At 71.9% G+C, this 21,192-nt stretch carries 25 protein-coding genes; 21 read left to right on the top strand and 4 right to left on the bottom strand.

Going from position 1 to position 21,192, the window contains the following annotated elements; all coding sequences use genetic code 11:
• Positions 1 to 7: 7 nt before the first annotated feature.
• On the bottom strand, positions 8 to 1,657 hold the full coding sequence (locus JJ683_RS11115; RefSeq protein WP_200174105.1) for an HNH endonuclease signature motif containing protein: 1,650 nt from the start codon (positions 1,655 to 1,657) through the stop codon (positions 8 to 10).
• A 154-nt stretch (positions 1,658 to 1,811) separates the two neighbouring features.
• Between JJ683_RS11115 and JJ683_RS11110 the strand changes: the two genes are divergently transcribed.
• Positions 1,812 to 2,429, top strand: a complete 618-nt coding sequence (locus tag JJ683_RS11110) for a DUF2567 domain-containing protein (protein WP_200174104.1) — start codon at positions 1,812 to 1,814, stop codon at positions 2,427 to 2,429.
• 47 nt (positions 2,430 to 2,476) lie between these two features.
• Here JJ683_RS11110 and JJ683_RS11105 read toward each other — a convergent pair whose 3' ends face one another.
• Positions 2,477 to 3,082: a hypothetical protein gene (locus JJ683_RS11105; RefSeq protein WP_200174102.1), complete on the bottom strand. Its 606-nt coding sequence runs from the start codon at positions 3,080 to 3,082 to the stop codon at positions 2,477 to 2,479.
• Between the two features lie 73 nt (positions 3,083 to 3,155).
• Here JJ683_RS11105 and JJ683_RS11100 point away from each other — a divergent pair, with 73 nt between their 5' ends.
• Positions 3,156 to 3,743 (top strand): hypothetical protein, encoded by a 588-nt coding sequence (locus JJ683_RS11100; RefSeq protein ID WP_200174101.1) that lies wholly within the window; start codon positions 3,156 to 3,158, stop codon positions 3,741 to 3,743.
• 64 nt (positions 3,744 to 3,807) lie between these two features.
• Here JJ683_RS11100 and JJ683_RS11095 read toward each other — a convergent pair whose 3' ends face one another.
• The gene (locus JJ683_RS11095) at positions 3,808 to 4,488 is read right to left on the bottom strand and encodes an NUDIX hydrolase (RefSeq protein WP_200174099.1); all 681 of its coding nucleotides are present in this window, start codon (positions 4,486 to 4,488) and stop codon (positions 3,808 to 3,810) included.
• Between the two features lie 144 nt (positions 4,489 to 4,632).
• Between JJ683_RS11095 and nadA the strand changes: the two genes are divergently transcribed.
• The 13 genes from nadA to hisI all read left to right on the top strand — a co-directional run bounded on the left by nadA (position 4,633) and on the right by hisI (position 15,720).
• Entirely contained in the window at positions 4,633 to 5,685 is a 1,053-nt protein-coding gene (gene nadA / locus JJ683_RS11090) for a quinolinate synthase NadA (RefSeq protein WP_200174097.1), read from the top strand.
• Positions 5,685 to 7,367: an L-aspartate oxidase gene (locus JJ683_RS11085; protein ID WP_200174095.1), complete on the top strand. Its 1,683-nt coding sequence runs from the start codon at positions 5,685 to 5,687 to the stop codon at positions 7,365 to 7,367. Before nadA ends, JJ683_RS11085 begins: the two co-directional genes overlap by 1 nt.
• The gene (gene nadC / locus JJ683_RS11080) at positions 7,364 to 8,248 is read left to right on the top strand and encodes a carboxylating nicotinate-nucleotide diphosphorylase (RefSeq protein ID WP_200174094.1); all 885 of its coding nucleotides are present in this window, start codon (positions 7,364 to 7,366) and stop codon (positions 8,246 to 8,248) included. Before JJ683_RS11085 ends, nadC begins: the two co-directional genes overlap by 4 nt.
• Before the next feature lie 171 nt (positions 8,249 to 8,419).
• On the top strand, positions 8,420 to 9,778 hold the full coding sequence (hisD, locus tag JJ683_RS11075) for a histidinol dehydrogenase (RefSeq protein WP_200174093.1): 1,359 nt from the start codon (positions 8,420 to 8,422) through the stop codon (positions 9,776 to 9,778).
• Between the two features lie 21 nt (positions 9,779 to 9,799).
• Positions 9,800 to 11,017 (top strand): histidinol-phosphate transaminase, encoded by a 1,218-nt coding sequence (locus tag JJ683_RS11070; RefSeq protein WP_200174092.1) that lies wholly within the window; start codon positions 9,800 to 9,802, stop codon positions 11,015 to 11,017.
• A 2-nt stretch (positions 11,018 to 11,019) separates the two neighbouring features.
• On the top strand, positions 11,020 to 11,634 hold the full coding sequence (gene hisB / locus JJ683_RS11065; protein ID WP_307810866.1) for an imidazoleglycerol-phosphate dehydratase HisB: 615 nt from the start codon (positions 11,020 to 11,022) through the stop codon (positions 11,632 to 11,634).
• On the top strand, positions 11,631 to 11,792 hold the full coding sequence (locus tag JJ683_RS11060) for a CG2302 family histidine operon protein (protein ID WP_200174089.1): 162 nt from the start codon (positions 11,631 to 11,633) through the stop codon (positions 11,790 to 11,792). The genes hisB and JJ683_RS11060 overlap by 4 nt, the downstream gene beginning before the upstream one ends.
• Before the next feature lie 64 nt (positions 11,793 to 11,856).
• Positions 11,857 to 12,492, top strand: a complete 636-nt coding sequence (gene hisH, locus JJ683_RS11055; protein WP_200174147.1) for an imidazole glycerol phosphate synthase subunit HisH — start codon at positions 11,857 to 11,859, stop codon at positions 12,490 to 12,492.
• 63 nt (positions 12,493 to 12,555) lie between these two features.
• Entirely contained in the window at positions 12,556 to 12,906 is a 351-nt protein-coding gene (locus JJ683_RS11050; RefSeq protein WP_200174087.1) for a hypothetical protein, read from the top strand.
• Positions 12,907 to 12,916: 10 nt separating this feature from the next.
• The gene (gene priA, locus JJ683_RS11045; RefSeq protein ID WP_200174085.1) at positions 12,917 to 13,651 is read left to right on the top strand and encodes a bifunctional 1-(5-phosphoribosyl)-5-((5-phosphoribosylamino)methylideneamino)imidazole-4-carboxamide isomerase/phosphoribosylanthranilate isomerase PriA; all 735 of its coding nucleotides are present in this window, start codon (positions 12,917 to 12,919) and stop codon (positions 13,649 to 13,651) included.
• Between the two features lie 22 nt (positions 13,652 to 13,673).
• Entirely contained in the window at positions 13,674 to 14,543 is an 870-nt protein-coding gene (locus tag JJ683_RS11040) for an inositol monophosphatase family protein (RefSeq protein ID WP_200174082.1), read from the top strand.
• Positions 14,544 to 14,566: 23 nt separating this feature from the next.
• On the top strand, positions 14,567 to 15,340 hold the full coding sequence (gene hisF / locus JJ683_RS11035; RefSeq protein ID WP_200174080.1) for an imidazole glycerol phosphate synthase subunit HisF: 774 nt from the start codon (positions 14,567 to 14,569) through the stop codon (positions 15,338 to 15,340).
• Positions 15,337 to 15,720: a phosphoribosyl-AMP cyclohydrolase gene (gene hisI, locus JJ683_RS11030; RefSeq protein WP_372435285.1), complete on the top strand. Its 384-nt coding sequence runs from the start codon at positions 15,337 to 15,339 to the stop codon at positions 15,718 to 15,720. The genes hisF and hisI overlap by 4 nt, the downstream gene beginning before the upstream one ends.
• Positions 15,721 to 15,756: 36 nt before the next feature.
• Here the strand turns inward: hisI and JJ683_RS11025 are convergent, their stop codons facing one another.
• Entirely contained in the window at positions 15,757 to 16,392 is a 636-nt protein-coding gene (locus tag JJ683_RS11025) for a protein-L-isoaspartate(D-aspartate) O-methyltransferase (protein WP_200174078.1), read from the bottom strand.
• A 260-nt stretch (positions 16,393 to 16,652) separates the two neighbouring features.
• On the opposite strand from JJ683_RS11025, the gene JJ683_RS11020 reads away from it, so the two are divergent.
• From JJ683_RS11020 to JJ683_RS10995, 6 genes are all read left to right on the top strand, one after another.
• A complete protein-coding gene (locus JJ683_RS11020) occupies positions 16,653 to 17,168 on the top strand; it encodes a carboxymuconolactone decarboxylase family protein (RefSeq protein ID WP_307810858.1) in 516 nt (171 codons plus the stop codon).
• Complete coding sequence (locus JJ683_RS11015) at positions 17,165 to 17,986, top strand: isocitrate lyase/PEP mutase family protein (RefSeq protein ID WP_200174076.1); 822 nt, start codon at positions 17,165 to 17,167, stop codon at positions 17,984 to 17,986. The genes JJ683_RS11020 and JJ683_RS11015 overlap by 4 nt, the downstream gene beginning before the upstream one ends.
• A 20-nt stretch (positions 17,987 to 18,006) precedes the next feature.
• The gene (locus tag JJ683_RS11010) at positions 18,007 to 18,966 is read left to right on the top strand and encodes a sigma-70 family RNA polymerase sigma factor (protein WP_200174074.1); all 960 of its coding nucleotides are present in this window, start codon (positions 18,007 to 18,009) and stop codon (positions 18,964 to 18,966) included.
• A gap of 127 nt (positions 18,967 to 19,093) precedes the next feature.
• Positions 19,094 to 19,333, top strand: coding sequence for a hypothetical protein (locus tag JJ683_RS11005; RefSeq protein ID WP_200174072.1), 240 nt, complete (start codon positions 19,094 to 19,096; stop codon positions 19,331 to 19,333).
• A 40-nt stretch (positions 19,334 to 19,373) separates the two neighbouring features.
• Positions 19,374 to 19,559, top strand: coding sequence for a tautomerase family protein (locus JJ683_RS11000; RefSeq protein WP_200174070.1), 186 nt, complete (start codon positions 19,374 to 19,376; stop codon positions 19,557 to 19,559).
• A 34-nt stretch (positions 19,560 to 19,593) separates the two neighbouring features.
• A complete protein-coding gene (locus tag JJ683_RS10995; protein ID WP_242474621.1) occupies positions 19,594 to 21,168 on the top strand; it encodes an anthranilate synthase component I in 1,575 nt (524 codons plus the stop codon).
• Positions 21,169 to 21,192 lie beyond the last annotated feature (24 nt).

Genomic DNA, 21,192 nt, shown 5'->3' with positions numbered 1-21,192 from the left:
ATGGGGCTTATGGTGCGCTGCCGCGAGTGTCCGGCTGTCCGGTGGGCTCGGCCGTGGCGAGCCCCTCGTGATCGATCCACCGCAGGAAGGGGTCGATGTCGGAGGGCGGCCGGAACACTGGCCGACGGTGCTCCGACATGGCGATGTTCCAGCCGTCGTTGTGCACGGCGCGGTGGTGTGCGGTGCACAGCAGGACGAGGTTGTCGAGGTCGGTGGGTCCTCCGTCGGCCCAGTGGATGATGTGGTGCGCGTCGGTCCAGGCGATGGGCCGGGTGCAACCTGGGAATGCGCATCCGCGGTCGCGGGCAGCGAGTGCGCGGCGCTGTGCCCGGGACGCTAGCCGCACGGTGCGGCCCAGATCGAGGGGCGTGCCGCGGCCGTCGACGAGGATCGGCGTGACGGCGGCATCGCACGCCATCCGCCGCAGCACGGAGGTGGACATGGCACCGTGGTGTCCGGTCCAGCCGGACTTCAGCAGCGCGAACATGTCGTGGATCCGACCATGCCGCAGCAGCGTCAACAGCTGTGCCTGATCGGCGGGCAGGTCGGCGAGGTCGCGGGCCCGGATGTGCACGTGCACCTGGGGGCGGGCGTTGCCTCCCGGCAGGACCTCGCCGTGCGGGTGGCCCGGGTCGCGGACGGTGCTGTTCCTGGAGCGCTCCACCGGGTCGGCGGTGGTCCTCGTGCCGCCGGTGGTGTTCTCGCCGTCGGCGTTTCCGTCGCCCGGTGTGTTTTGCGCGGATGCGTCCGGCTGGTCGTCGGGGCCGAGTCCGCACAGGTACCGGCGGATGATCTCTGCAAGAGCGTCTGCGCGGCGGCGGGCCGGCCTGCGGCGGTCGCGGGTGCCGTCGTCTTCCGGCCGCGGTGCGGACAGAGGCGAGAGGGCGGTGTGGATCTGCTCGCCGGTCTCGGCGTCGACATCGCCGCGGAGGCGATAGCGGCCGTTGAGCAACCGCGCGACGGAGAACTCGTTGCGCTCCGGATCGTCGGCGGGCGGCGTGCCGTCGGGGTTGAGGACGGCATCGAACTTGGTGACCGCGTCCCCGAATGCCCCGGACTGGGCGCTGCGGCACGAGCGGGCGGTATCGAGGAGTACGGCTTCGATCCGGTCGGCCAGTGCGATCGAGTCGGGATCGTCCTCGGGCAGCGAGGCTATCAGCCGCAGGATCGCTTTGGCCTGCGCCTCGGTGGCCTGGGCGCGGGCGATGGCGGCGAGCACGGCGGGGCGGGTCGACACGGCGACGGCGAAGACGACAGTGGAGCGTGCGCTGGCGATGCCGCTGCGGCAGCGTGAGGCGAGTTCGTCGCCGGTGCGGTTGATCGCGCGGGTCTCGCTCAGCCCGAGGATGTCGGTGCGGCGGGCGACCTGCTCGGCGCAGATGCGCAGCTGCCCGATGTGCAGGGACAGTTCCCAGGCGGCGATCTCGGCGGTCCACGCGCCCAGCTCGTGTTCGGCGTGCTGCCAAAGACCTTCGGACAGCGGCGCCATCACCAGCTCGGCGAACGACCCGACGCTGTCGCGGCGCCGCGATGCGTCGGGTCCCACCACCGCGGCGTCCCCGTCGATGACGCAGGTGTCACTCGTCTTGGCCTGCGCGAAAGTGGTCCCCTGCTTTCCACGCCCCTGCTCTTCAGGCCACTGCGTTTCCAACCCCATGGCATCCCCCGATCCCCTTGCTCGCCACGGTACCGAAACATACGTTCTATCGCAAGAATGTTCGGAATCGGAACCGCGCACCCGATACGTGCTGCGCGTCGTCTCCAGCTCGCGCCGTCGACGTCGTCAGCGCACGACCCTCTAGGCTGGCCGGGTGAGGACTTTCTCGCCCGCGCGGGGCGCCACGCTCGTCGGCATCGGCTGCGCGCTCGCGGGGGTGCTCGGCGGCGTCGTCTGGGGCCTGCTGGCACCGGGGCGGACGCAGGTGGTGGCCCATGGTGGACTGTTGTTGTCCGTGGACATGTCGGCCAACCACGAGTTCGACGCGCTGGCGATCTTCGCGTGGATCTCGGTGGTCGTCGGTGTCGTGACCGGCGCGGCCGCCTGGGCCTGGCGCAGCATCCGCGGACCGCTGACGGCGTTGGCGGTGATCGTGGGCGGAGTCGCCGGCGCTTGGCTCGCGGCGGGCGTGGGGGACCTGATAGCGCAAAACAGGTTCGATTGGCCGGGTGCGTCCGCGCTGGACGCGATGGTGGGGCAGGTGGTGGTACAGGCGCCATCGGTGGAACTGTGGATCGCGCTGGTCATGCAGCCGCTGGCCGCGGGGCTGGTCTATCTGGTCGCCGTACTGCTCGCTCCGGACGCGGACCTGGGTTCGGCCGGCGCAGAGGCGGTGCCATCAGTGAGCGCGGGCCCTGAGTCCGGCGGGGTGCAGAGCCCACCGTCGTCGGCCACGGAGCGGGCCCGCGGCGGTTCCTCCGTCGAGCCTTGATACCGGGGTTGCGGGGAGAACATCGATGCCGCCTATGAGCGTGGTGGTCATCCGAGCACCCCGGGCAGCCGAGCTTTTCCGAGTTCCGTCGCGTTCGCGTCGTACGCGACGATGGTAAGGGGGCTGCGTCCCTTCCGTGCGACGAGCACGTGCCCGTGCCAGGGGGCGGGGATTGTTCGGTCGGCGACCTGCACCGACTCGACGTGCCGACCCACGTGCACGGTTGTGTAGCCGACCCATCGTCCCCGCCACGGGAGGCGCCCGGGCCGGCCGCCGTCACCTCGAACCGCACCGGACCTGCCGAGCGCCATCGCCCGCTTGCTGATTCCGCCAGGGGAGTCGGACGAGCTCAATCGCGGCTGGGGTGGCACGGATGACCGTTCCGCAAGGTGGCCCTTGCCGTCACAGCCGTCGTCGCCGTCGCTCACCGCCCCGCCGCCGAGAAGATGCCAGTTCGGCCCGCGCAGGGTCAGGATGTGGATCTCCTCGTGAACGCGGCCCGCGCCGCGGCGCAGGAACATGGTGGCGGCGACGTCGCCGTTCACGTCGACGGCCATCGCCGCGAACCGGCGGCGCCGGCTCAGCCGGATTATGGGCGTAGGCGATGGCGATTCGATGAGCGCCACGCTTTCCGCCAGCGCGTCGTAGGCCACGGCGGATAGGTTACGGCATGCGGACCCTTCATCGTCGTCGGAAATATCGCATGCGTGCGCGAGAATGTCGGGTGTGAAGAGCACTGTCGGCCGCCGCGTCGGTCAGGATCGCGGCCACCGTGTCCGATGGGCGGCCATCACGGTCGGCACGGTCGCTGCGGTGATTCTGCTTCTCCTCGCGATGGGGCAGTGGTGGCCGCGGGATTCCGCCTGGATCGTCACTGCGGCGGCAGGCTGGGCGATGCTGGCCGTGGCGGCGCTGTGCTGGGCGATCTCGGCGGTGTACACGATCGGATACCGCCGGGCTTGGTCGTGGTGGCAGCTTCTGTGGCCGGTCGTCACGGTTCTCGGGACTGCCGCCGCGGTCGTCGTCGTGCCCCCGGATTTCGCCGACGCGCGCCCCGAGTTCGACGCAGCGGCGATGCGCGTGCTGGATTCCGGAATGCCGTCGGGCCGAGACGGTCTCAGGATCGGGCGGTTCGAGGTGGGCAGGGTTTATGTCAGGTCGGGGGACGCGTATTTCGTCGACGCTCGCAACACGATGTTCACGCTTGAGCGGGGATGGGTGTACTCGGCCGAAGGCCCGCCTGGGCTTTCTGCCGGCGCGTATGAGCCGCTCGACGGTCATTGGTTCCGCTATGAGCGCTCGCTCGACTGGTGAAACCCGGAGGGCGGTGACTTCGGTATTGCGTGACACCGGTGGATGCGCTGTGCGTTCGCACGCCTCACACCGGCGGACGCAGCACCGCGAATTCGTCCGTCACCCGCAACCGCGATTCGGTGAACCGGAACAGTGCCGCTGGCCGGCCGCCCGCCCTCCCCGGCGGCGCCGTCTTCCCCGTCGGTGTGATGACGCCCCGGCGGCGCAGTATGCGCTGCAGGTTGGTGGTGTCCACCGCATGGCCGATGGCGCACGTGTACAGGTCGCGCAGCGCCGACATCGTGAACTCGTCGGCGGCGAGAGCGAAGGCGATGTTGGTGTAGGACAGCTTGGCGGCCAGTCGGCGGCGCGCGTGCCGGATGACGACGCCGTGGTCGAAGCTCGTCTGCGGCAGGTCCGATACCGGATGCCAGCGGGTGTCGGGCGGCAGGTGCGGGTCGGAGGGGGAGGGGATCAACCCGAGGAACGTCGAGGCGATGGTGCGCGGCCCGGGCACGCGGTGCGGGTCGCTGAACACCGACAGCTGCTCGAGGTGGGCCAGTTCCTGCACGTCGACTTTCTCCGCCAGCTGGCGGGTGGCGGAGGCGGGCAGATCCTCGTCGGCGCCGAGCGCCCCGCCGGGCAGCGACCAGGTGCCGGACTCGGGTGCGAGTGCGCGCTGCCACAGGAGCACGCAGAGCTCGTCATCGCGTTTCTGGAATACCGCGACCAGTACCTCGTGCTGCATAGTGCTATCATGTGGCATGTTTTCGATTGTAAGTCGAAAACCCGACCGCCTTCAAACGCACCTGTGCGCACGGGCGGTCCCAGACCGGGCCCGCGTCGGTTCACCGACCGTGCGGGCGGCACGTGCGATGCCCCGCGGCATCTTTCGGTGAGGAGTGAAGCCATGACGACCACGCTGACCCAGCCGGTGCGGCTCGAATCGGAGTTGGCCGCACGGATCGTCGACGGCCCGGGCGGTTACACCGGGGTGGAGGCAGGAGCGGAGTGGGCCGCGGAGGTCCGCCGCCTGGTGAAGCTGCGCAACGCCACGATCCTTGCGCACAACTACCAGCTGCCGGCCATCCAGGACATCGCCGACCACGTGGGCGATTCGCTGGCCCTGGCCCGCGCCGCGGCCGCGGCGCCCGAGCAGACCATCGTCTTCTGCGGCGTGCACTTCATGGCCGAGTCGGCCAAGATCCTCAGCCCGGAGAAGACGGTCCTCATCCCGGATGAACGCGCCGGTTGCTCGCTGGCCGATTCCATCACCGGCGCCGACCTGCGCGAGTGGAAGGCCGAGCACCCTGACGCCGTCGTCGTCTCCTACGTCAACACGACAGCCGAAGTGAAGGCGCTGACGGACATCTGCTGCACGTCGTCCAACGCGGTCGACGTGGTCGAATCCATCGACCCGGACCGCGAGGTGCTCTTCCTGCCGGACCAGTTCCTGGGCGCCCACGTCAAGCGGGTGACCGGCCGCGACAACATCCACATCTGGGCGGGCGAGTGCCACGTGCACGCCGGGATCAACGGCGACGAGCTCACCGCGCAGGTGGAGGCCAGCCCCGACGCCGAGCTGTTCGTGCACCCGGAGTGCGGCTGCGCCACGTCCGCGCTCTACCTCGCCGGCGAGGGCACCGTGCCGGAGGAGCGGGTGAAGATCCTGTCGACGGGCGGGATGCTGGACCAGGCTTCGCAGACGGCGGCCAAGAAGGTGCTCGTCGCCACTGAGGTGGGCATGCTGTATCAGCTGCGCAAGGCCGCGCCCGATGTTGACTTCCAGCCGGTGAACGACCGTGCCGCGTGCCCCTACATGAAGATGATCACGCCGGCGGCGCTGCTACGCAGTCTCGCCGCGGGGGCGGACGAGGTGCATGTGGACGCGCAGACGGCACATGCCGCCCGGCGGTCGGTGGAGCGCATGATCGAGCACGGCAACCCCGGCAGCGGAGAGTGATGACCGGCGCCGGCCGGGGCGTGGGCCCGGCCGTGCCCGCTGTCGAGTGGGAGGCGCACGCGGACCTCGTCGTCGTCGGCGGCGGGGTAGCAGGGCTCAGCGCGGCCCGGGCGGCCGCTCGGCGCGGGCTCGCGGTCCTGGTGCTGCAGAAGGGCCCGATGCAGCAGGGCGGCGGCTCCGAAGCGGCATCGGAGGACACGTCCACTGCGTTCGCTCAGGGCGGCGTTGCGGTGGCCCGGGCAGGCCATGACACCTCGGCCGCACACGCCGACGACACCTGCGATGCGGGCGCCGGGCTGTGCGACCGGTCGGCGGTCGAGTCGATCGTCGCCGATGGTCCGCGCGCGCTCACGTGGCTGGTCGAATCCGGCGCCGAGTTCGACCGCGGCCCGGACGGCGACTACGCCGCGACGCGTGAGGGCGGCCACCGGGTGCGCCGGATCCTGCATGCGCACGGCGACGCCACGGGTGCGGAGGTCCAGCGGGCCCTCGACGCCGCTTGCGGCCCGGTGGAGTCCGGTATCGCCCGTGTCATCGGTGCGTCGGTGCTGCGGGTGTGCACCGACCATCGCGGGGTGACGGGCGTGCTCGCCGAGACCGCTGACGGGCACGGCGTGGTGCACGCGCCGTCCGTGCTGCTCGCCACCGGCGGCCTGGGCCGCCTCTACTCGGTGAGCACCAACCCGGCCGCGGCCACCGGCGACGGGCTCGCGCTGGCGCTCGACGCGGGGGCGCAGGCGGCCGACCTCGAGTTCGTCCAGTTCCACCCGACGGCGCTGTATGTGCCCGGGGCACAGGGGCGCAGCCCGCTCGTCAGCGAGGCGGTCCGCGGCGAGGGCGGAGTGCTCGTCGATGCGCGCGGCCGTTCGGTCACCGACGGCGTGCACCCCATGGGCGACCTGGCGCCGCGTGACGTCGTCGCGCGTGCCATCGCCTCGCGGATGCGGGAGACGGGTGCCGCGCACGTATTCCTCGACGCGCGGGCCGTCGAGGGCTTCGCTGCGCGGTTCCCCACGATCACCGCGTCGTGCCGCCGGATCGGGATCGTGCCGGCGGCGGACCGCATCCCCGTCGCACCTGCGGCGCACTTCTCCTGCGGCGGCGTGGTGACCGACGTACACGGACGCACCAGGGTCCCCGGGCTTTTCGCCGCTGGCGAGGTGGCGCGCACCGGCCTGCACGGCGGCAACCGGCTGGCCTCCAACAGCCTCCTCGAGGGGCTCGTGGTGGGCGAACGCGCCGGGCTCGCGGCGGTGGGGCGGGCGGCGATGAGCCCCGAGGTGCTCGACGCCGCGTTCCGGCTGGCCCCCGCGGCGCCGCGGGAACGGGTGCAGGAGATGATGACCGCGCACTGTTCCGTGACGCGCTCCGCCGACGGCCTTGCCGCCGCCGCGGCAGGGATCACCACGGCGGCGCGGCCCGCGATCGTGCGCACCCGGCCCGGTGCTGAGGACGCCGCGCTGACGATAGCGGCGACCGCGGTGCTGACGGCGGCGGAGCTGCGCACGGAGACGCGCGGCTGCCACACCCGGGACGACCATCCCGAGGCGCGCCCGGAATGGGCGCGCAGCATCGTGTTCGAGCAAGGGGGGGGTGCAATGCCCCGTCCCGTGCTGCCGGATTCCCCGACCGGCGGGCCGGCAATGGATTTCCGCCTCGACACCGCAGGAGCCGACAGATGACGACGCACGACGTTGACGCACGGGCATCGGAGCCCGGGTACGACGTGGAGGCGACGCGCACACTGATCCGCGTCGCCCTCGACGAGGACCTGCGCTACGGGCCGGACGTCACCACCAGCGCCACGATCCCCGCGGACGCGCGCGGCGAGGCGGCTGTCGTCAGCCGCGAGCACGGCGTGGTCGCGGGCGTCGGCGCGGCGCTGCTCGTACTCGACGAGGTGCTGGGCCCGGACGGCTACCGCGTCCTCACCCGGGCCGAGGACGGCACCGCCGTGGCGCCGGGCACAGCGGTGCTGCGTCTCGACGCGCCGGCGCGCGGCATGCTCACCGCGGAGCGCACGATGCTCAATCTGCTGTGCCACCTTTCCGGTATCGCATCGGAGACGGCCCGGTGGGTCGCCGCCGTCGACGGCACCGAGTGCCGCATCCGCGACAGCCGCAAGACCCTTCCGGGCCTGCGTGACCTGCAGAAATACGCGGTGCGCGTCGGCGGCGGCGTCAACCACCGGATGGGGCTCGGGGATCAGGCGCTGATCAAGGACAACCACGTGGCGGCCGCCGGATCGATCGTCGACGCGCTGCGGGCCGTGCGCGCGACGGCGCCGGGCGTGCCCTGCGAAGTGGAGGTGGACACCCTCGAACAGCTCGACGCCGTGCTCGCCGAGCGCGCCGAGCTGGTGTTGCTGGACAACTTCCCGGTGTGGCAGACGCAGATCGCGGTGCAGCGGCGCGACGGCGCGTCGCCCGAGACCAAGCTCGAGTCGTCGGGCGGACTGGCCCTCACGGCTGCCGCGGACTACGCGCGGACCGGCGTCGACTATCTGGCCGTCGGCGCGCTCACCCATTCGGTGCGGGTGCTGGACCTGGGGCTCGACATGTGACGAGGCCGCGCCCGGCGCCGTCCGCGGCGAGGGCGGCGGAGGCGGCCGCCTGATGCGGTCTATCCTGGGTGTTCACCGGTGCCGTGCCCGCTGTGATCGTCGGCGTGCCCGGACCGCCCACGTCGGCCGGTACAAGCCCGGAATGAGATGCCACCTCCCGAAAGGACCAGAATGCCCGCCCGCGTACAGCTCGCACGTCTCGACCTGCGAGGCACCGCCCCCTCACGCGCACGGCTGCGCTCCGAGCTGCCGCGCGGCGGAGTGGACGTGGACGCGGTACTGCATCGGGTGCAACCGGTGGTGGACGACGTGCGTGAGCGCGGCAGCGCGGCGGCGTTGGACCTGAGCGAGAAGTTCGACGGCGTCCGGCCGGCGACCGTCCGGGTCCCGCGCGCGCAGCTGGACAAAGCCCTCGCGGAACTCGATCCGGCAGTCCGTGATGCCCTGGAGACTTCGATCGCGCGGGCCCGCACCGTGCACGCGGCCCAGCGCCGCACCGACGTCACCACCGAGGTGGTTCCCGGCGGCACGGTGACGGAACGTTGGGTGCCCGTGGAGCGTGTGGGGCTCTACGTGCCCGGCGGCAACGCCGTGTACCCGTCGTCGGTCGTGATGAACGTGGTCCCCGCCCAGGAGGCCGGAGTCGGGTCGCTCGTGGTGTGCTCGCCGCCGCAGGCGCAGTTCGACGGGCTTCCGCATCCGACGATCCTCGCGGCGGCAGCGATGCTGGACGTCGACGAGGTGTGGGCGGTCGGCGGCGCGCAGGCCGTGGCGCTGCTCACCTACGGCGGCACCGACACCGCGGCCGTTGAAGGCACGGACGACCTCGCCCCGGTGGACATGATCACCGGCCCCGGCAACATCTATGTCACCGCGGCCAAGCGGCTGTGCCGCGGCGTGGTGGGCATCGACGCCGAGGCCGGGCCCACCGAGATCGCGATCCTCGCCGACGACACCGCCGACCCCGTGCATGTCGCGGCGGATCTGATCAGCCAGGCCGAACACGATGTGATGGCCGCCAGCGTCCTCGTGGCCACCTCGTCAGGGCTTGCGGACGCGGTCGACGACGCGGTGAACGCGCAGCTGGCCACCACCAAGCACGACGAACGCGTCGCGACGGCCCTGTCCGGGCGGCAATCGGGGGTAGTGCTGGTCGACGACATCGCGCAGGGACTCACCGTGGTCGACGCCTACGCCGCCGAACACCTCGAGATCCAGACGCGCGATGCGCGCGCGGTGGCGGCGCGCGTCCGGTCCGCGGGAGCGATCTTCGTGGGCCCGTGGGCACCGGTGAGCCTGGGCGACTACTGCGCCGGCTCCAACCACGTGCTGCCCACTGCGGGATGCGCGCGGCACTCGTCGGGCCTCAGCGTGCAGACCTTCTTGCGGGGGATCCACGTGGTGGACTATTCCGAACAAGCGCTGGCGGACGTCCAGCATCAGGTGATCGCACTGGCGAACGCCGAGGACCTGCCCGCTCACGGCGAGGCGGTGCGGCTGCGTTTCGCACCGTCGTCCCCCCGCAACTGACCTTCCACGAGGACCATCCCCATGACTTCCCCGAAGCCCGCCGGCCGGGCCCCCGGCGCAGCGCTCAGGCTCGAGTCGCTGCCCATCCGCGACGACCTGCGCGGCGCATCGCCCTATGGTGCTCCGCAGTTGGACGTGCCCTGCCGGCTCAACACCAACGAGAACCCGCATCCGCCGAGCCCCGCACTGGTGGCTGAGGTGACGGAGGCCGTGCGCGCCGCGGCCGCGGACCTCAATCGCTATCCGGACCGCGACGCCGTCGAGCTGCGCACCGAACTGGCCGCCTACCTGAGCCGCCAGACCGGCGTGTCGTTGGCGACGGAGAACCTTTGGGCTGCAAACGGTTCCAATGAGGTACTGCAGCAGCTGCTGCAGGTGTTCGGCGGGCCGGGGCGCACGGCGCTCGGCTTCGTGCCGTCGTACTCGATGCACCCGATCCTGGTGTCCGGCACGCAGACGCGGTGGCTGCCCACACCGCGCCGCGACGACTTCACCGTCGACGCCGAAAGCGCCGCCGCGGTGGTCGCCGAGCAGCGCCCCGACGTCGTGTTCGTCACCAGCCCCAACAATCCGACGGGGCACAGCATCGGGCTGGACGACCTGCGCACCATCCTCGACGCGTCCCCCGGCATCGTCATCGTCGACGAGGCGTACGCCGAGTTCTCGGCCGCGTCCAGCGCGGTGTCGCTCATCGACGAGTACCCGTCGCGCGTCGTCGTCTCGCGCACTATGAGCAAGGCGTTCGCGTTCGCGGGCGGCCGGCTGGGCTATCTGGCCGCGGCGCCGGCCGTGATCGAGGCGCTGCTGCTGGTGCGGCTGCCGTACCACCTGTCGGTGCTCACACAGGTGGCGGCGCGGGCGGCGCTGCGGCACGCCGAGGAGACGCTGGGCAGCGTGGCGGCCCTCGTGTCCGAGCGTGAGCGCGTGTGCGAGGCTCTGGCAGGCTATGGGTACGAGGTGGTGCCCAGCGACGCGAACTTCGTGCTGTTCGGGCGTTTCGCCGACGCGGATGCCGGCTGGCGGATGTTCCTCGACCGCGGGGTGCTGGTGCGGGACGTGGGCATCGAAGCGCACCTGCGCACCACCATCGGTTTGCCGGAGGAGAACGACGCTTTCCTCGCGGCGGCGCGCGAGATCGCCGCGACGACCCTCGCCGGCACGCCCACGCCGGCGGACAGTGGCAAGGGCAGAGACAGGGAGATGGCCAGAGACAGGGCCAGAGACAGGGACAGGGGATGACAGTGACCGGACGCACGGCGCGCGTCGAACGCGTCACCAGCGAATCGTCCATCACGGTGGAACTCGGCCTCGACGGCACCGGAGTCGTCGACGTTTCCACCGGTGTGCCGTTTTTCGACCACATGCTCACCGCGTTCGGCGTGCACGGCAGCTTCGACCTGACTGTGCGGGCACAAGGCGACGTGGAGATCGACGCCCACCACACCGTGGAGGACTCGGCCATCGTGCTGGGCCAGGCGTTGCTGCAGGCTCTCGGAGACAAGAAGGGGATCCGGCGGTTCGGCGACTGCTTCATCCCCATGGACGAGACGCTCGCGCACGCCGCCGTGGACGTCTCCGGCCGGCCGTACTGCGTGCACACCGGCGAACCCGAACAGCTCACGCACAGCGTGATCGGCGGGTACCCGGGTGTGCCGTATCACACGGTGATCAACCGGCACGTCTTCGAGACGTTCGCGTCGAACGCGCGGATCGCGCTGCACGTGCGCACCCTGTACGGGCGCGACCCCCACCACATCACCGAGGCCCAGTACAAGGCGGTGGCGCGTGCGCTCCGGGCCGCCGTCGAACCCGACCCGCGCGTGAGCGGCGTGCCCTCCACCAAGGGAGCCCTGTGAAGGATTTCGCCATCTACGGCCTGTTCATCTTGGCCGGGTTCCTGGCGGGCGGCGCGTTCAGCCTGCTGAAGGTGAGCAGGGTCGGCGCGGGCGTCGTCGCGGTGCTCGCCGTCCTGGCGGCGGCCGGCGGCGTGCTCCAGCTCGTCGGCGAAGTCTGACGGGAGCCGTCCGCACTTTCGGAGGCCGCAGAACTGTGAACGCATGAACGCACGAAAGGCCGCGATGACCGCGAAGACCGTCACCCTGCTCGACTACGGCTCCGGAAACCTGCATTCGGCCGAGCGCGCCCTGGTACGTGCCGGCGCCCGGGTGACCGTCACGGCCGACCCCGACACCGCATTGGCCGCGGACGGTCTCGTGGTGCCCGGGGTGGGCGCGTTCGCCGCGTGCATGGCGGGGTTCCGTGCGATCCGCGGCGAGCGGATAGTCGGCAAGCGCCTCGCCGGCGGCCGTCCTGTGCTGGGCATCTGCGTGGGCATGCAGATCATGTTCGAGCGCGGCGTGGAGTTCGGAATCGAAACCGAGGGCTGCGGTGAGTGGGCGGGCTCCGTCGATGGCCTGCACGCCCCGGTGCTGCCGCACATGGGCTGGAACACCGTTCGCGCGCCCGAGGGGTCGCGGCTGTTCCGCGGGCTGGACGAGGGCACCCGATTCTACTTCGTGCACTCCTACGCGGCCCGCGCCTGGGACATGCCGGAATCCGACGTGCTCTCCCCACCCCTGGTCACGTGGGCGGAGCACGGAGAACCGTTCGTCGCGGCCGTGGAGAACGGGCCGCTGTGCGCCACGCAGTTCCACCCGGAGAAGTCCGGAGACGCGGGCGCGCACCTGCTGTGCAACTGGATCGACGGACTCTGACGGCTGCGTCCAGGCCGGAGCAGCTTCCCGTGTGCGGGAGCTCCGTATGGCAGGCTCGAGGGCGTGAACGGGGCAGACGGGCGGCGTCAACAGCACCGGCAGGGGATGGACCCGCAGTTCGTCGGGTATTTCGTGCGGCTCGCACTGCTGAGCGTCGCCGCGGTGGCGGTGGTTTTCGCGGGGGCGACTGTGCTCATCGTCGTGGTCAAGCCGGCTCCTGTGTGGGGGCTGGTGATCGTCGCCGCGGCGGTCGTGCTGGCGGTGGCGGTGCTCGCGCAGATCTCCCGGCGCCTCACCGGGCGGTTCCTGCGGCCGGGCGCCGGCGGGGGGTCTGATGGCGCCGGCTCCGACTGCCGGGGGCCTGACGACGGGCATGCTGAACCCGGCCGGGGGCGGCCGCCGCGCACTGGCTAGGCTCATCGCCGTGAGTCTTGTTCTGCTGCCTGCAGTCGATGTCGCCAATGGTCAAGCCGTGCGCCTTGTTCAAGGGGAGGCCGGTAGTGAGACCTCCTACGGCGCGCCCCGTGACGCCGCCCTCCAGTGGCAGTCGGACGGTGCCGAGTGGGTGCATCTGGTGGATCTCGACGCGGCGTTCGGCCGCGGCTCCAACCGCGCGCTGCTGGTGCAGGTGGTGGGTGAGCTCGACGTCAAAGTGGAGCTCTCCGGCGGTATCCGCGACCAGGATTCGCTTGACGCCGCGATCGCCACGGGCTGTGCGCGGGTGAACCTGGGCACGGCGGCGATCGAAAACCCCGAGTGGTGCGCCAAGGCCATCGCGGACTACGGCGACCGCGTCGCTGTTGGCCTGGACGTCAAGCGGGTCGACGGCGAGTGGCGGCTGCGCGGCCGCGGCTGGGTGAGCGACGGCGGAGACCTCTGGGAGGTGCTGGCGCGCCTCGACCGCGAGGGCTGCTCGCGCTACGTGGTCACGGACGTGAGCAAGGACGGCACACTGCAGGGCCCCAACCTGGAGCTGCTCGCGGCGGTGTGCGCCGAGACGCGGGCGCCGGTGATCGCCTCGGGCGGAGTGTCCGCGTTGGACGACCTGCGCGCCATCGCCGAGCTGACGGGGCAAGGCGTCGAGGGCGCCATCGTGGGAAAGGCCCTCTACGCGGGCCGGTTCACCCTGCCCCAGGCGCTGGCTGCGGTAGCGGACTGACCTCGCTCGCACGGACCCGACGATGACGGTGAACGAGTCTCCGCGGGTCCCCTCGGGGCTGCCCGACGACCCCCGGCGCCTGCTCGCCGTGGCGTCGGGGCTGCTCGACGGCGTTGTCGAACATTTCCGCAGCAACGTCGGCGCACCCGGCAAGATCGACAAGGGCGGCCACGACTTCGCCACCCAGGTGGACCTCGAGCTGGAGCGGCGCCTCGGCGACAGCCTCCTCGAGCGCACCGGGATCCCCGTGCACGGCGAGGAGTTCGGCGGGCCGCGACTGGACACCGGCACCGTCTGGGTGCTCGACCCGGTGGATGGCACGTACAACTATTCCGTGGGGCTGCCCATGGCGGGCGTGTTGCTCTCGCTGATCCACGAGGGCGTGCCCGTGCTGGGGCTGACGTGGCTTCCACTGGTGGGCCAGCGGATCGCGGCCACCGTGGACGGCCCGGTGATCTGCAACGGAGCACCGTTGCCGCCGCTGGGGCCGCGCGGGCTCGCGGATTCGGTGATCGCGCTGGGCGCGCTGAACATCGAGGGCCGTGGCCGGTATCCTGGGCGCTACCGGATCGCCGCGCTCGGCGAGTTGAGCCGCCGCGTGTCGCGGATGCGCATGCACGGCAGCACCGGCGCGGATCTGGCGTTCACGGCGGCCGGGGTGCTCGACGCCGCGGTGGGCTTCGGCGACCACCCCTGGGACAACGCCGCCGGTGTGGCGCTGGTGCGTGCGGCCGGCGGGGTGGTGACGGACCTGGCTGGACGCGCGTGGGACATCAACTCGCCCTCGGTGGTGGTGGGCGCGCCGGGTGCGCAGCAGGAGATGCTGCAGGTGTTTCTGGACCTGGGTGATCCGGAGGACTTCCTCCCGGAGCCCGGCGAGGTTTTCCCGTAGGACGAGTACGAACGGAGCTGCAAGTGACGCTGGCGGTCCGAGTGATCCCGTGCCTGGATGTCGACGCCGGCCGGGTGGTCAAGGGCGTGAACTTCGAGGGCCTGCGCGATGCGGGCGATCCGGTGGAACTGGCCGCGGCATACGACGCGGCGGGGGCCGACGAACTGACGTTCCTCGACGTCACGGCGTCCAAGTCGGGACGCGGCACGATGCTCGACGTGGTGACGCGCACCGCCGAGCAGGTGTTCATCCCGCTCACGGTGGGCGGCGGAGTGCGCTCGGTGGACGACGCCGACCAGCTGCTGCGCGCCGGCGCGGACAAGGTGAGTGTCAATACCGCGGCGATCGCGCGGCCGGAGCTGCTCCGGGAACTCAGCAGACGGTTCGGCTCGCAGTGCGTGGTGCTCTCGGTGGACGCCCGGCGCGTTCCGGAGGGCGGCGCACCCACAGCATCGGGCTGGGAGGTCACCACCCACGGCGGCAGCCGCAGCGCCGGGGTCGACGCCATCGAGTGGGCACGGCGCGGCGCCGAACTGGGCGTGGGGGAGATCCTGCTCAACTCGATGGACGGCGACGGCACCAAGAACGGCTTCGACCTGCCGCTCATCGAGGCGGTACGCGCGGTGGTGCACGTGCCGGTGATCGCCTCCGGCGGGGCCGGAAAAGCGGCGCACTGCGCGCCCGCGGTGCGCGCCGGGGCGGACGCCGTGCTGGCCGCGAGCATCTTCCACTTCGGCGAGGTGTCGATAGCCGAGGTGAAGTCCGCGATGGCGGCGGAAGGGCTGGTGGTCCGGTGAGCGACTCCGACGAAGCGGCGCGCGACCCCTTGGAGTCCGCCCTCGATCCGAAGGTGGCCGCCCGGCTCAAGCGCACCGACGACGGGCTGGTGTGCGTGGTGGTGCAGGAACACTCCACGGGTGACGTGCTGATGGTCGCGTGGATGGACGACGAGGCGCTCGCGCGCACGCTGGCCACCCGCAAGGCCACCTACTGGTCACGGTCGCGGCAGGAGTATTGGGTCAAGGGCGAGACGTCCGGGCATACCCAGCACGTGCACGAGGTGCGCTTGGACTGCGACGGCGACACGCTCCTGATGACCGTCGACCAGACCGGCGGCGCCTGCCACACGGGCGATCACACCTGCTTCGACGCCGACCTTCTCCTGCCCGACGCGTAGTCCGGCCTCGCTGCGCTCCTGCGCCGGGGTGATCGCTCACCGATCTGTGCCGCCCACCAGCGGCACGAATCGCACCGAGCTCAGGCGACGGCGCCGACCGTCGGCAAAGCGCACCAGCTCGCCGGCGTCCCGGCGGCCCACGGGGCACACGAGCACCCCGTGCGGCGTCAGCTGTGCGAACAGGGGTGCGGGGACGTCGTCGGCCATCGCCGCAACGGCGATGGCGCCGAAGGGGGCGGCGTCGGGTGCGCCCGCCATGCCGTCGGCGTGCCGGACCTCGACGTTGTCGTAACCGAGGTCGCCGAGCACGGCCCGCGCGCGCTCTGCCAGGTGCGCGCGCCGTTCGATGGTGATCACCCGAGATGCGCACTGTGCCAGCACCGCCGCTGCGTATCCGGAACCGCCGCCCACCTCGAGCACCGACTCGCGCCCGGTCAAGGCCAGCGCGGTCGCGGTGAGGGCGACGATGTCCGGCGCGGAGATGGTCTGTCCGGAGCCGATGGGGACGGGGCGGTCGGCGTAGGCCATGTCGGCGTACTTCTCCGGGATGAACCGCTCGCGCGGGACGGCGCGCATGGCCTCGAGCACCCGGGGATCGGTGAGCCCGTTCCGGCGCAGCCTGGCGACCATGGCGGCGCGGGCATCCGGAGCTACCCGGGGGTCCCGGTCCACGCCGCCCCTCATCGCCCGGTGCGCACTGCCGGGGTCTCCGTGTCGGTGCCCGCCTGCCATGGCCTGCCTGTCCCGCCGATCGTCCGCGCCGGTGTGCCGGGATGCCGGATCGCACCCGCTGAGTCCAGGCTAGCCGCCGGGGCTTTCCGGCGGCGTAGCATCGATCCCGGTGGCGGGGGCCACAGAGGTTCCGGCCGGGCCGGCGGGGGTGGCCGGCGGGGATGGACAGCGGGATTGGACAGCAGGGTTGGTCAGCAGGGGTGGGCAGCAGGTTCGACGGTGGAGAGTTCAGCGAGGAGTTGACGGGGATGCCGGCTACGCAGCGGATGGCGATCAGCGAGGTCGACGGGGGCGCGTACAAGGCGGTCCTGGGGCTGCAGAAGTATGTGAACGAGGGCGTCGTGGACGCGCTTCTTCGGGCGATCGTCGATATCCGTGCCTCGCAGATCAACCACTGCGCGTGGTGCCTGGACATGCACGTGGCCGAGGCGCGCGATGCCGGTGCGCCGCAGCGGCAGATCGACCTGATCGCGGCCTGGCGGGAGGCGCCGGCGCTCTTCGACGACCGTGAGCGCGCGGCATTGGCATTGACCGAGCAGGTCACACTCATCAGCAGGCAGGGGGTGTCCGATGAGGTCTGGGCGCAGGTGCGGGCCGTGTTCACGGAGCAGGAGACCCTGGAGTTGCTGATGACCATCGCCACCATCAACGTCTGGAATCGGATGAACGTGGCCGTGCGCGCGGACCTGCCCACGCAGCCGACGGTGGCGGGGTGACCGGCCGGGCGCCGGGGCGCCGGGCGGCGTTCCTCGCGATGCACGTTCCGGGTGATCCGCTGGTGGTGCCCAACCCGTGGGACGTCGGTTCCGCGCAGATGCTGCGTGCGCAAGGGTTCCGGGCTCTCGCCACCACCAGCAGCGGCTTCGCAGCCGCGGCGGGCCGCGGCGACGGCGAGCCCGGGCGCGACGCGTCGCTCGCGTATGCGGCCGCTCTCGTCGCCTGCGTCGACATCCCGGTGACGGCCGACCTGGAGAACGGTTTCGGCGACACCCCGGCGGAGGTGGCCCGCACGGTGGAGGCGGCCGTGGAGTCCGGCCTGGCGGGTTGTTCGGTCGAGGATTTCACCGGGCGCCCCGACGACCCGATCCACCCGCTCGAGGCCGCGGTCGACAGGGTCACGGCCGCGGCGGAAGCCGCCCACCGGGGGGCCGGGCTCGTGCTCACCGCGCGCGCCGAGAACTTCCTGCACGGCAACCCGGATCTGGCGGGCACGATCGCCCGTCTGCAGGCGTTCCAGGAAGCCGGCGCCGACGTCCTCTACGCCCCCGGGCTCACCGATCTGCGCGACGTCCGTACCGTCGTCTCGTCCGTCGACCGGCCTGTGAACGTCCTCGCCAGGCCCGGCCTGCACTCCGTGCCGGCGTTGGCGGCGTCGGGGGCGGCGCGCGTCTCGGTGGGCGGTGCGTTGATGTTCGCCGCCTACGAGGCGGCCGCCGGGATCGCCCGGCAGCTACTCGACGGCGCCGAACTGGGCTGTTTCGATCAGGCGGCCGCCGGCGCGCGGCGCCTCGCCGAGGCGCGCAGCGCCGGGTGACCGTGACACGGAGGAGCCGGATGACAGTCTCAGGGGAGGGGCCGGCCGAGGTCACCCGGACATTCGAGGGCGAGCGGCCGCGGCTCCGGCGCATCGCGGCACGCATCCTCGACGACGAGGCTGAGGCCGACGACGTCGTCCAGCAGGCCTGGATCCGGCTGCACGGCGCGGATGCCGCGGCCATCGGAAACCTTCCGGGTTGGCTGACCACGGTGACCACCCGGCTGTGCCTCGACGTTCTGCGGGCGCGGCGGGCTGCTCCGCAGGCCGACGTCGGTGAGGACGGGCGGCCCGTGGACTGCGAGGGGCGTCTCCGTTTGGAGGACGGCGACCCCGCGCACGCGGCCGTGTCGGCCGACGATGTCGGCGCGGCGCTCCGTGTGGTGCTCGGCGCGCTCACGCCTGCCGAGCGGGTGGCGTTCGTGCTGCATGACAGCTTCGGCTTCGATTTCCCGGCGATCGGGCGGATCCTCGACTGCACCCCGGCCACGGCCCGCAAACGTGCCTCGCGGGCCAGGTCGCGGCTGGGGCAGGCCACCTGCCCGGGGGCGGTGGCGCCGGAATCCGCCGTCACGCCGACGGACTGGGAGATCGTGGACGCCTTCCTCGCGGCCGCCCGCGAGGGCGAGTTCGCGCGGCTGCTCGCGCTGCTGGCGCCGGACGCGACGGTGACCGCCGACGCGGACGCCGTCGCGACGGGGACGCCTGCACGCCTGGACGGGCGCGAGGCGGTCGCCGCCATGTTCGACGGCGCGGCGAAGTCGGCCCTCCCGGTGTTCGTGGAGGGGCGCCCGGGCGCGGCCTGGTTCCTGCGGGGGCGCCCGCGCGTGGCATTCGATTTCACGATCGTGCGCGGCAGGGTGCTGGGCATCGAGTTCCGGGCGGAGGCTTCGGTGCTCGGCGGGCTGACGCGGCGTGCGGGTGGCGTGCGGCGCACTCGATCGCGGAAGGGCGGGACGGACCGGACGGCGGGGCCGTAGCCGCGGTGACTTCCGGGGCTCCCGGGTGGCGGTCACACTTTCCGCGCCCGATCCGTCACCGTGGTGAGCGCACCGCTCGAACGGATGCGGCAGCTGCCGCACCGCGCACACGAGAGGACGAGGACCGATGACGAAAACGATGACCTGCAGCCAGCTCGGCGGACCCTGCGACCTGCAGCACCACGGCGCCACGGCCGACGATGTGATCAACGCGCAGGACCGGCACATCAAAGAGGCGGTGGCGGCGGGGGACAGCGCGCACGAGCAGGCGCGGAAGGACATGAAGTGGCGCTGGATCCATCCCAAGAAGGCGATGGGCTGGTACAACGACACGAAGCAGGCCTTCGCGGACCTGCCGGAGGACTGACCCCGCGCGTGCGGGCAGGGGCGGCGGTACCGTCGTTGCCATGCCGCTGATCCAGATCTCCCAGACCCCGGGCCTCACGGACGAGCAGAAGGCCGCCGTCATCGCCGAGGTGACCCGGGCCTACGCGAAGGCCTCGGGCAAGTCCGAGAGCGCGGTGTGGGTGACGGTCACCGACATCCCGCGCGAGGCCTGGGGCGTGGGCGGGGTACCGCTATCGCAGGGGTGACCGCGCCCCTGGGAGTATGGGCGGCATGGAGGCGATGAGTGCGACCGCGCAGCACCTGACCACCTCGCGCGCGACGTTCCGTGCCCTGGCCGCGGAACACCGCGTGGTGCCGGTGACCCGCAAGGTGCTGGCGGATTCGGAGACACCGCTGTCGGCCTACCGCAAACTCGCGGCGGGCCGGCCGGGCACGTTCCTGTTCGAGTCCGCCGAACACGGACGGTCGTGGTCGCGCTGGTCGTTCATCGGCGCCGGCAGCCCGGCCGCGCTCAGCGTCGTCGACGGGCAGGCCGCCTGGCAGGGCAACGTGCCGGCGGGCGCCCCGTCCGGCGGCGACCCGATCGACGCGCTGCGCGAGACCCTCCGCCTGCTCGAGTCCGAACGGATCCCCGGGATGCCGCCGCTCACGGGCGGGATGGTCGGCTACCTCGGCTATGACATCGTGCGCAGGATCGAGCGGTTGGACGACTCCACGGCGGACGACCTGGAGCTGCCGGAGCTGGTGATGCTGCTGGCCGCCGACGTGGCCGCGGTGGATCACCACGAGGGCGCCATCACCCTGATCGCCAACGCGGTCAACTGGGACGGCAGCGACGAGCGCGTCGACGAGGCGTACGACGACGCCGTGGCCCGCCTCGACGCGATGACGCGCGCACTGTCCGCGCCCGCGCCGTCCACGGTGGCCGCGTACGACCGGCCGGAGCCGGAGTACCGGCGCCAGCGGACCGCCGAGGAGTACCACGCCGGGGTGCGCCGGCTGATCGACGACATCGGCGCCGGGGAGGCCTTCCAAGTGGTGCTCTCCCAGCGATTCGAGATGGACACGGACGCCGACCCGTTGGACGTCTACCGCATCCTGCGGGCATCGAATCCGAGCCCGTACATGTTCCTGCTCAACGTGCCGGCGGTGCCCGGCGGCACGGGCGGCGGGCATGGCGCGTTCACGATCGTCGGTTCCAGTCCGGAGGCGCTGGTGACGGTGGCGGACGGGACGGCGACGACGCACCCCATCGCCGGCACACGGTGGCGCGGCGCCACCGAGGAGGAGGATCTGCTGCTGGCCAAGGAGCTGTCCACGGATGAGAAGGAGAACTCCGAGCATCTCATGCTGGTGGACCTGGGGCGCAACGACCTGGGGAAGGTGTGCGAGCCGGGGACGGTGAAGGTGGGCGACTACCGGCATGTCGAGCGCTACAGCCACGTCATGCACCTGGTGTCCACGGTGTCCGGGCGGCTGCGCGGCGACAAGTCGGCGCTCGACGCCGTCACCGCGTGCTTTCCGGCGGGCACGTTGTCCGGCGCACCCAAGCCGCGCGCCCTCGAGCTGATCGAGGAGCTCGAAACCTCGCGGCGTGGAGTGTACGGCGGGATCGTCGGCTACCTGGACTTCGCGGGTGACGCCGACACCGCGATCGCGATCCGTTCCGCGGTGATGAAGGACGGCACCGCCTACGTGCAGGCGGGCGCCGGAGTGGTGGCGGATTCGGTTCCGGAGAGCGAGGAGCGCGAGACGCGTGACAAGGCGTCCGCCGTGCTGCGCGCGATCGCCGCGGCCGAGACGATCACCAGTGTGGGCGGGCGCGGCGCGGCGGCCGAGGGCGGTGCCCGGTGAGCGGCGGGGCGGAGGCCGCGGCGC

The organism is Tomitella cavernea (assembly GCF_016599145.1).
GTDB lineage: Bacteria > Actinomycetota > Actinomycetes > Mycobacteriales > Mycobacteriaceae > Tomitella > Tomitella cavernae.
Note: the sequence above shows the minus strand (reverse complement) of the source record. Positions and strands in the feature narration are given on the sequence as shown.

What these genes read in the sequence shown, in the direction of transcription:
- JJ683_RS10995 (WP_242474621.1), top strand. Translation starts at nt 19,594, where the DNA reads ATGAGTGCGACCGCGCAGCACCTGACCACCTCGCGCGCGACGTTCCGT.
- nadA (WP_200174097.1), top strand. Translation starts at nt 4,633, where the DNA reads ATGACGACCACGCTGACCCAGCCGGTGCGGCTCGAATCGGAGTTGGCC.
- JJ683_RS11115 (WP_200174105.1), bottom strand. Translation starts at nt 1,657, where the DNA reads ATGGGGTTGGAAACGCAGTGGCCTGAAGAGCAGGGGCGTGGAAAGCAG.
- hisD (WP_200174093.1), top strand. Translation starts at nt 8,420, where the DNA reads ATGCCCGCCCGCGTACAGCTCGCACGTCTCGACCTGCGAGGCACCGCC.
- JJ683_RS11070 (WP_200174092.1), top strand. Translation starts at nt 9,800, where the DNA reads ATGACTTCCCCGAAGCCCGCCGGCCGGGCCCCCGGCGCAGCGCTCAGG.
- JJ683_RS11010 (WP_200174074.1), top strand. Translation starts at nt 18,007, where the DNA reads ATGACAGTCTCAGGGGAGGGGCCGGCCGAGGTCACCCGGACATTCGAG.
- hisH (WP_200174147.1), top strand. Translation starts at nt 11,857, where the DNA reads ATGACCGCGAAGACCGTCACCCTGCTCGACTACGGCTCCGGAAACCTG.
- JJ683_RS11085 (WP_200174095.1), top strand. Translation starts at nt 5,685, where the DNA reads ATGACCGGCGCCGGCCGGGGCGTGGGCCCGGCCGTGCCCGCTGTCGAG.
- nadC (WP_200174094.1), top strand. Translation starts at nt 7,364, where the DNA reads ATGACGACGCACGACGTTGACGCACGGGCATCGGAGCCCGGGTACGAC.
- JJ683_RS11040 (WP_200174082.1), top strand. Translation starts at nt 13,674, where the DNA reads ATGACGGTGAACGAGTCTCCGCGGGTCCCCTCGGGGCTGCCCGACGAC.
- JJ683_RS11005 (WP_200174072.1), top strand. Translation starts at nt 19,094, where the DNA reads ATGACGAAAACGATGACCTGCAGCCAGCTCGGCGGACCCTGCGACCTG.
- JJ683_RS11095 (WP_200174099.1), bottom strand. Translation starts at nt 4,488, where the DNA reads ATGCCACATGATAGCACTATGCAGCACGAGGTACTGGTCGCGGTATTC.
- JJ683_RS11000 (WP_200174070.1), top strand. Translation starts at nt 19,374, where the DNA reads ATGCCGCTGATCCAGATCTCCCAGACCCCGGGCCTCACGGACGAGCAG.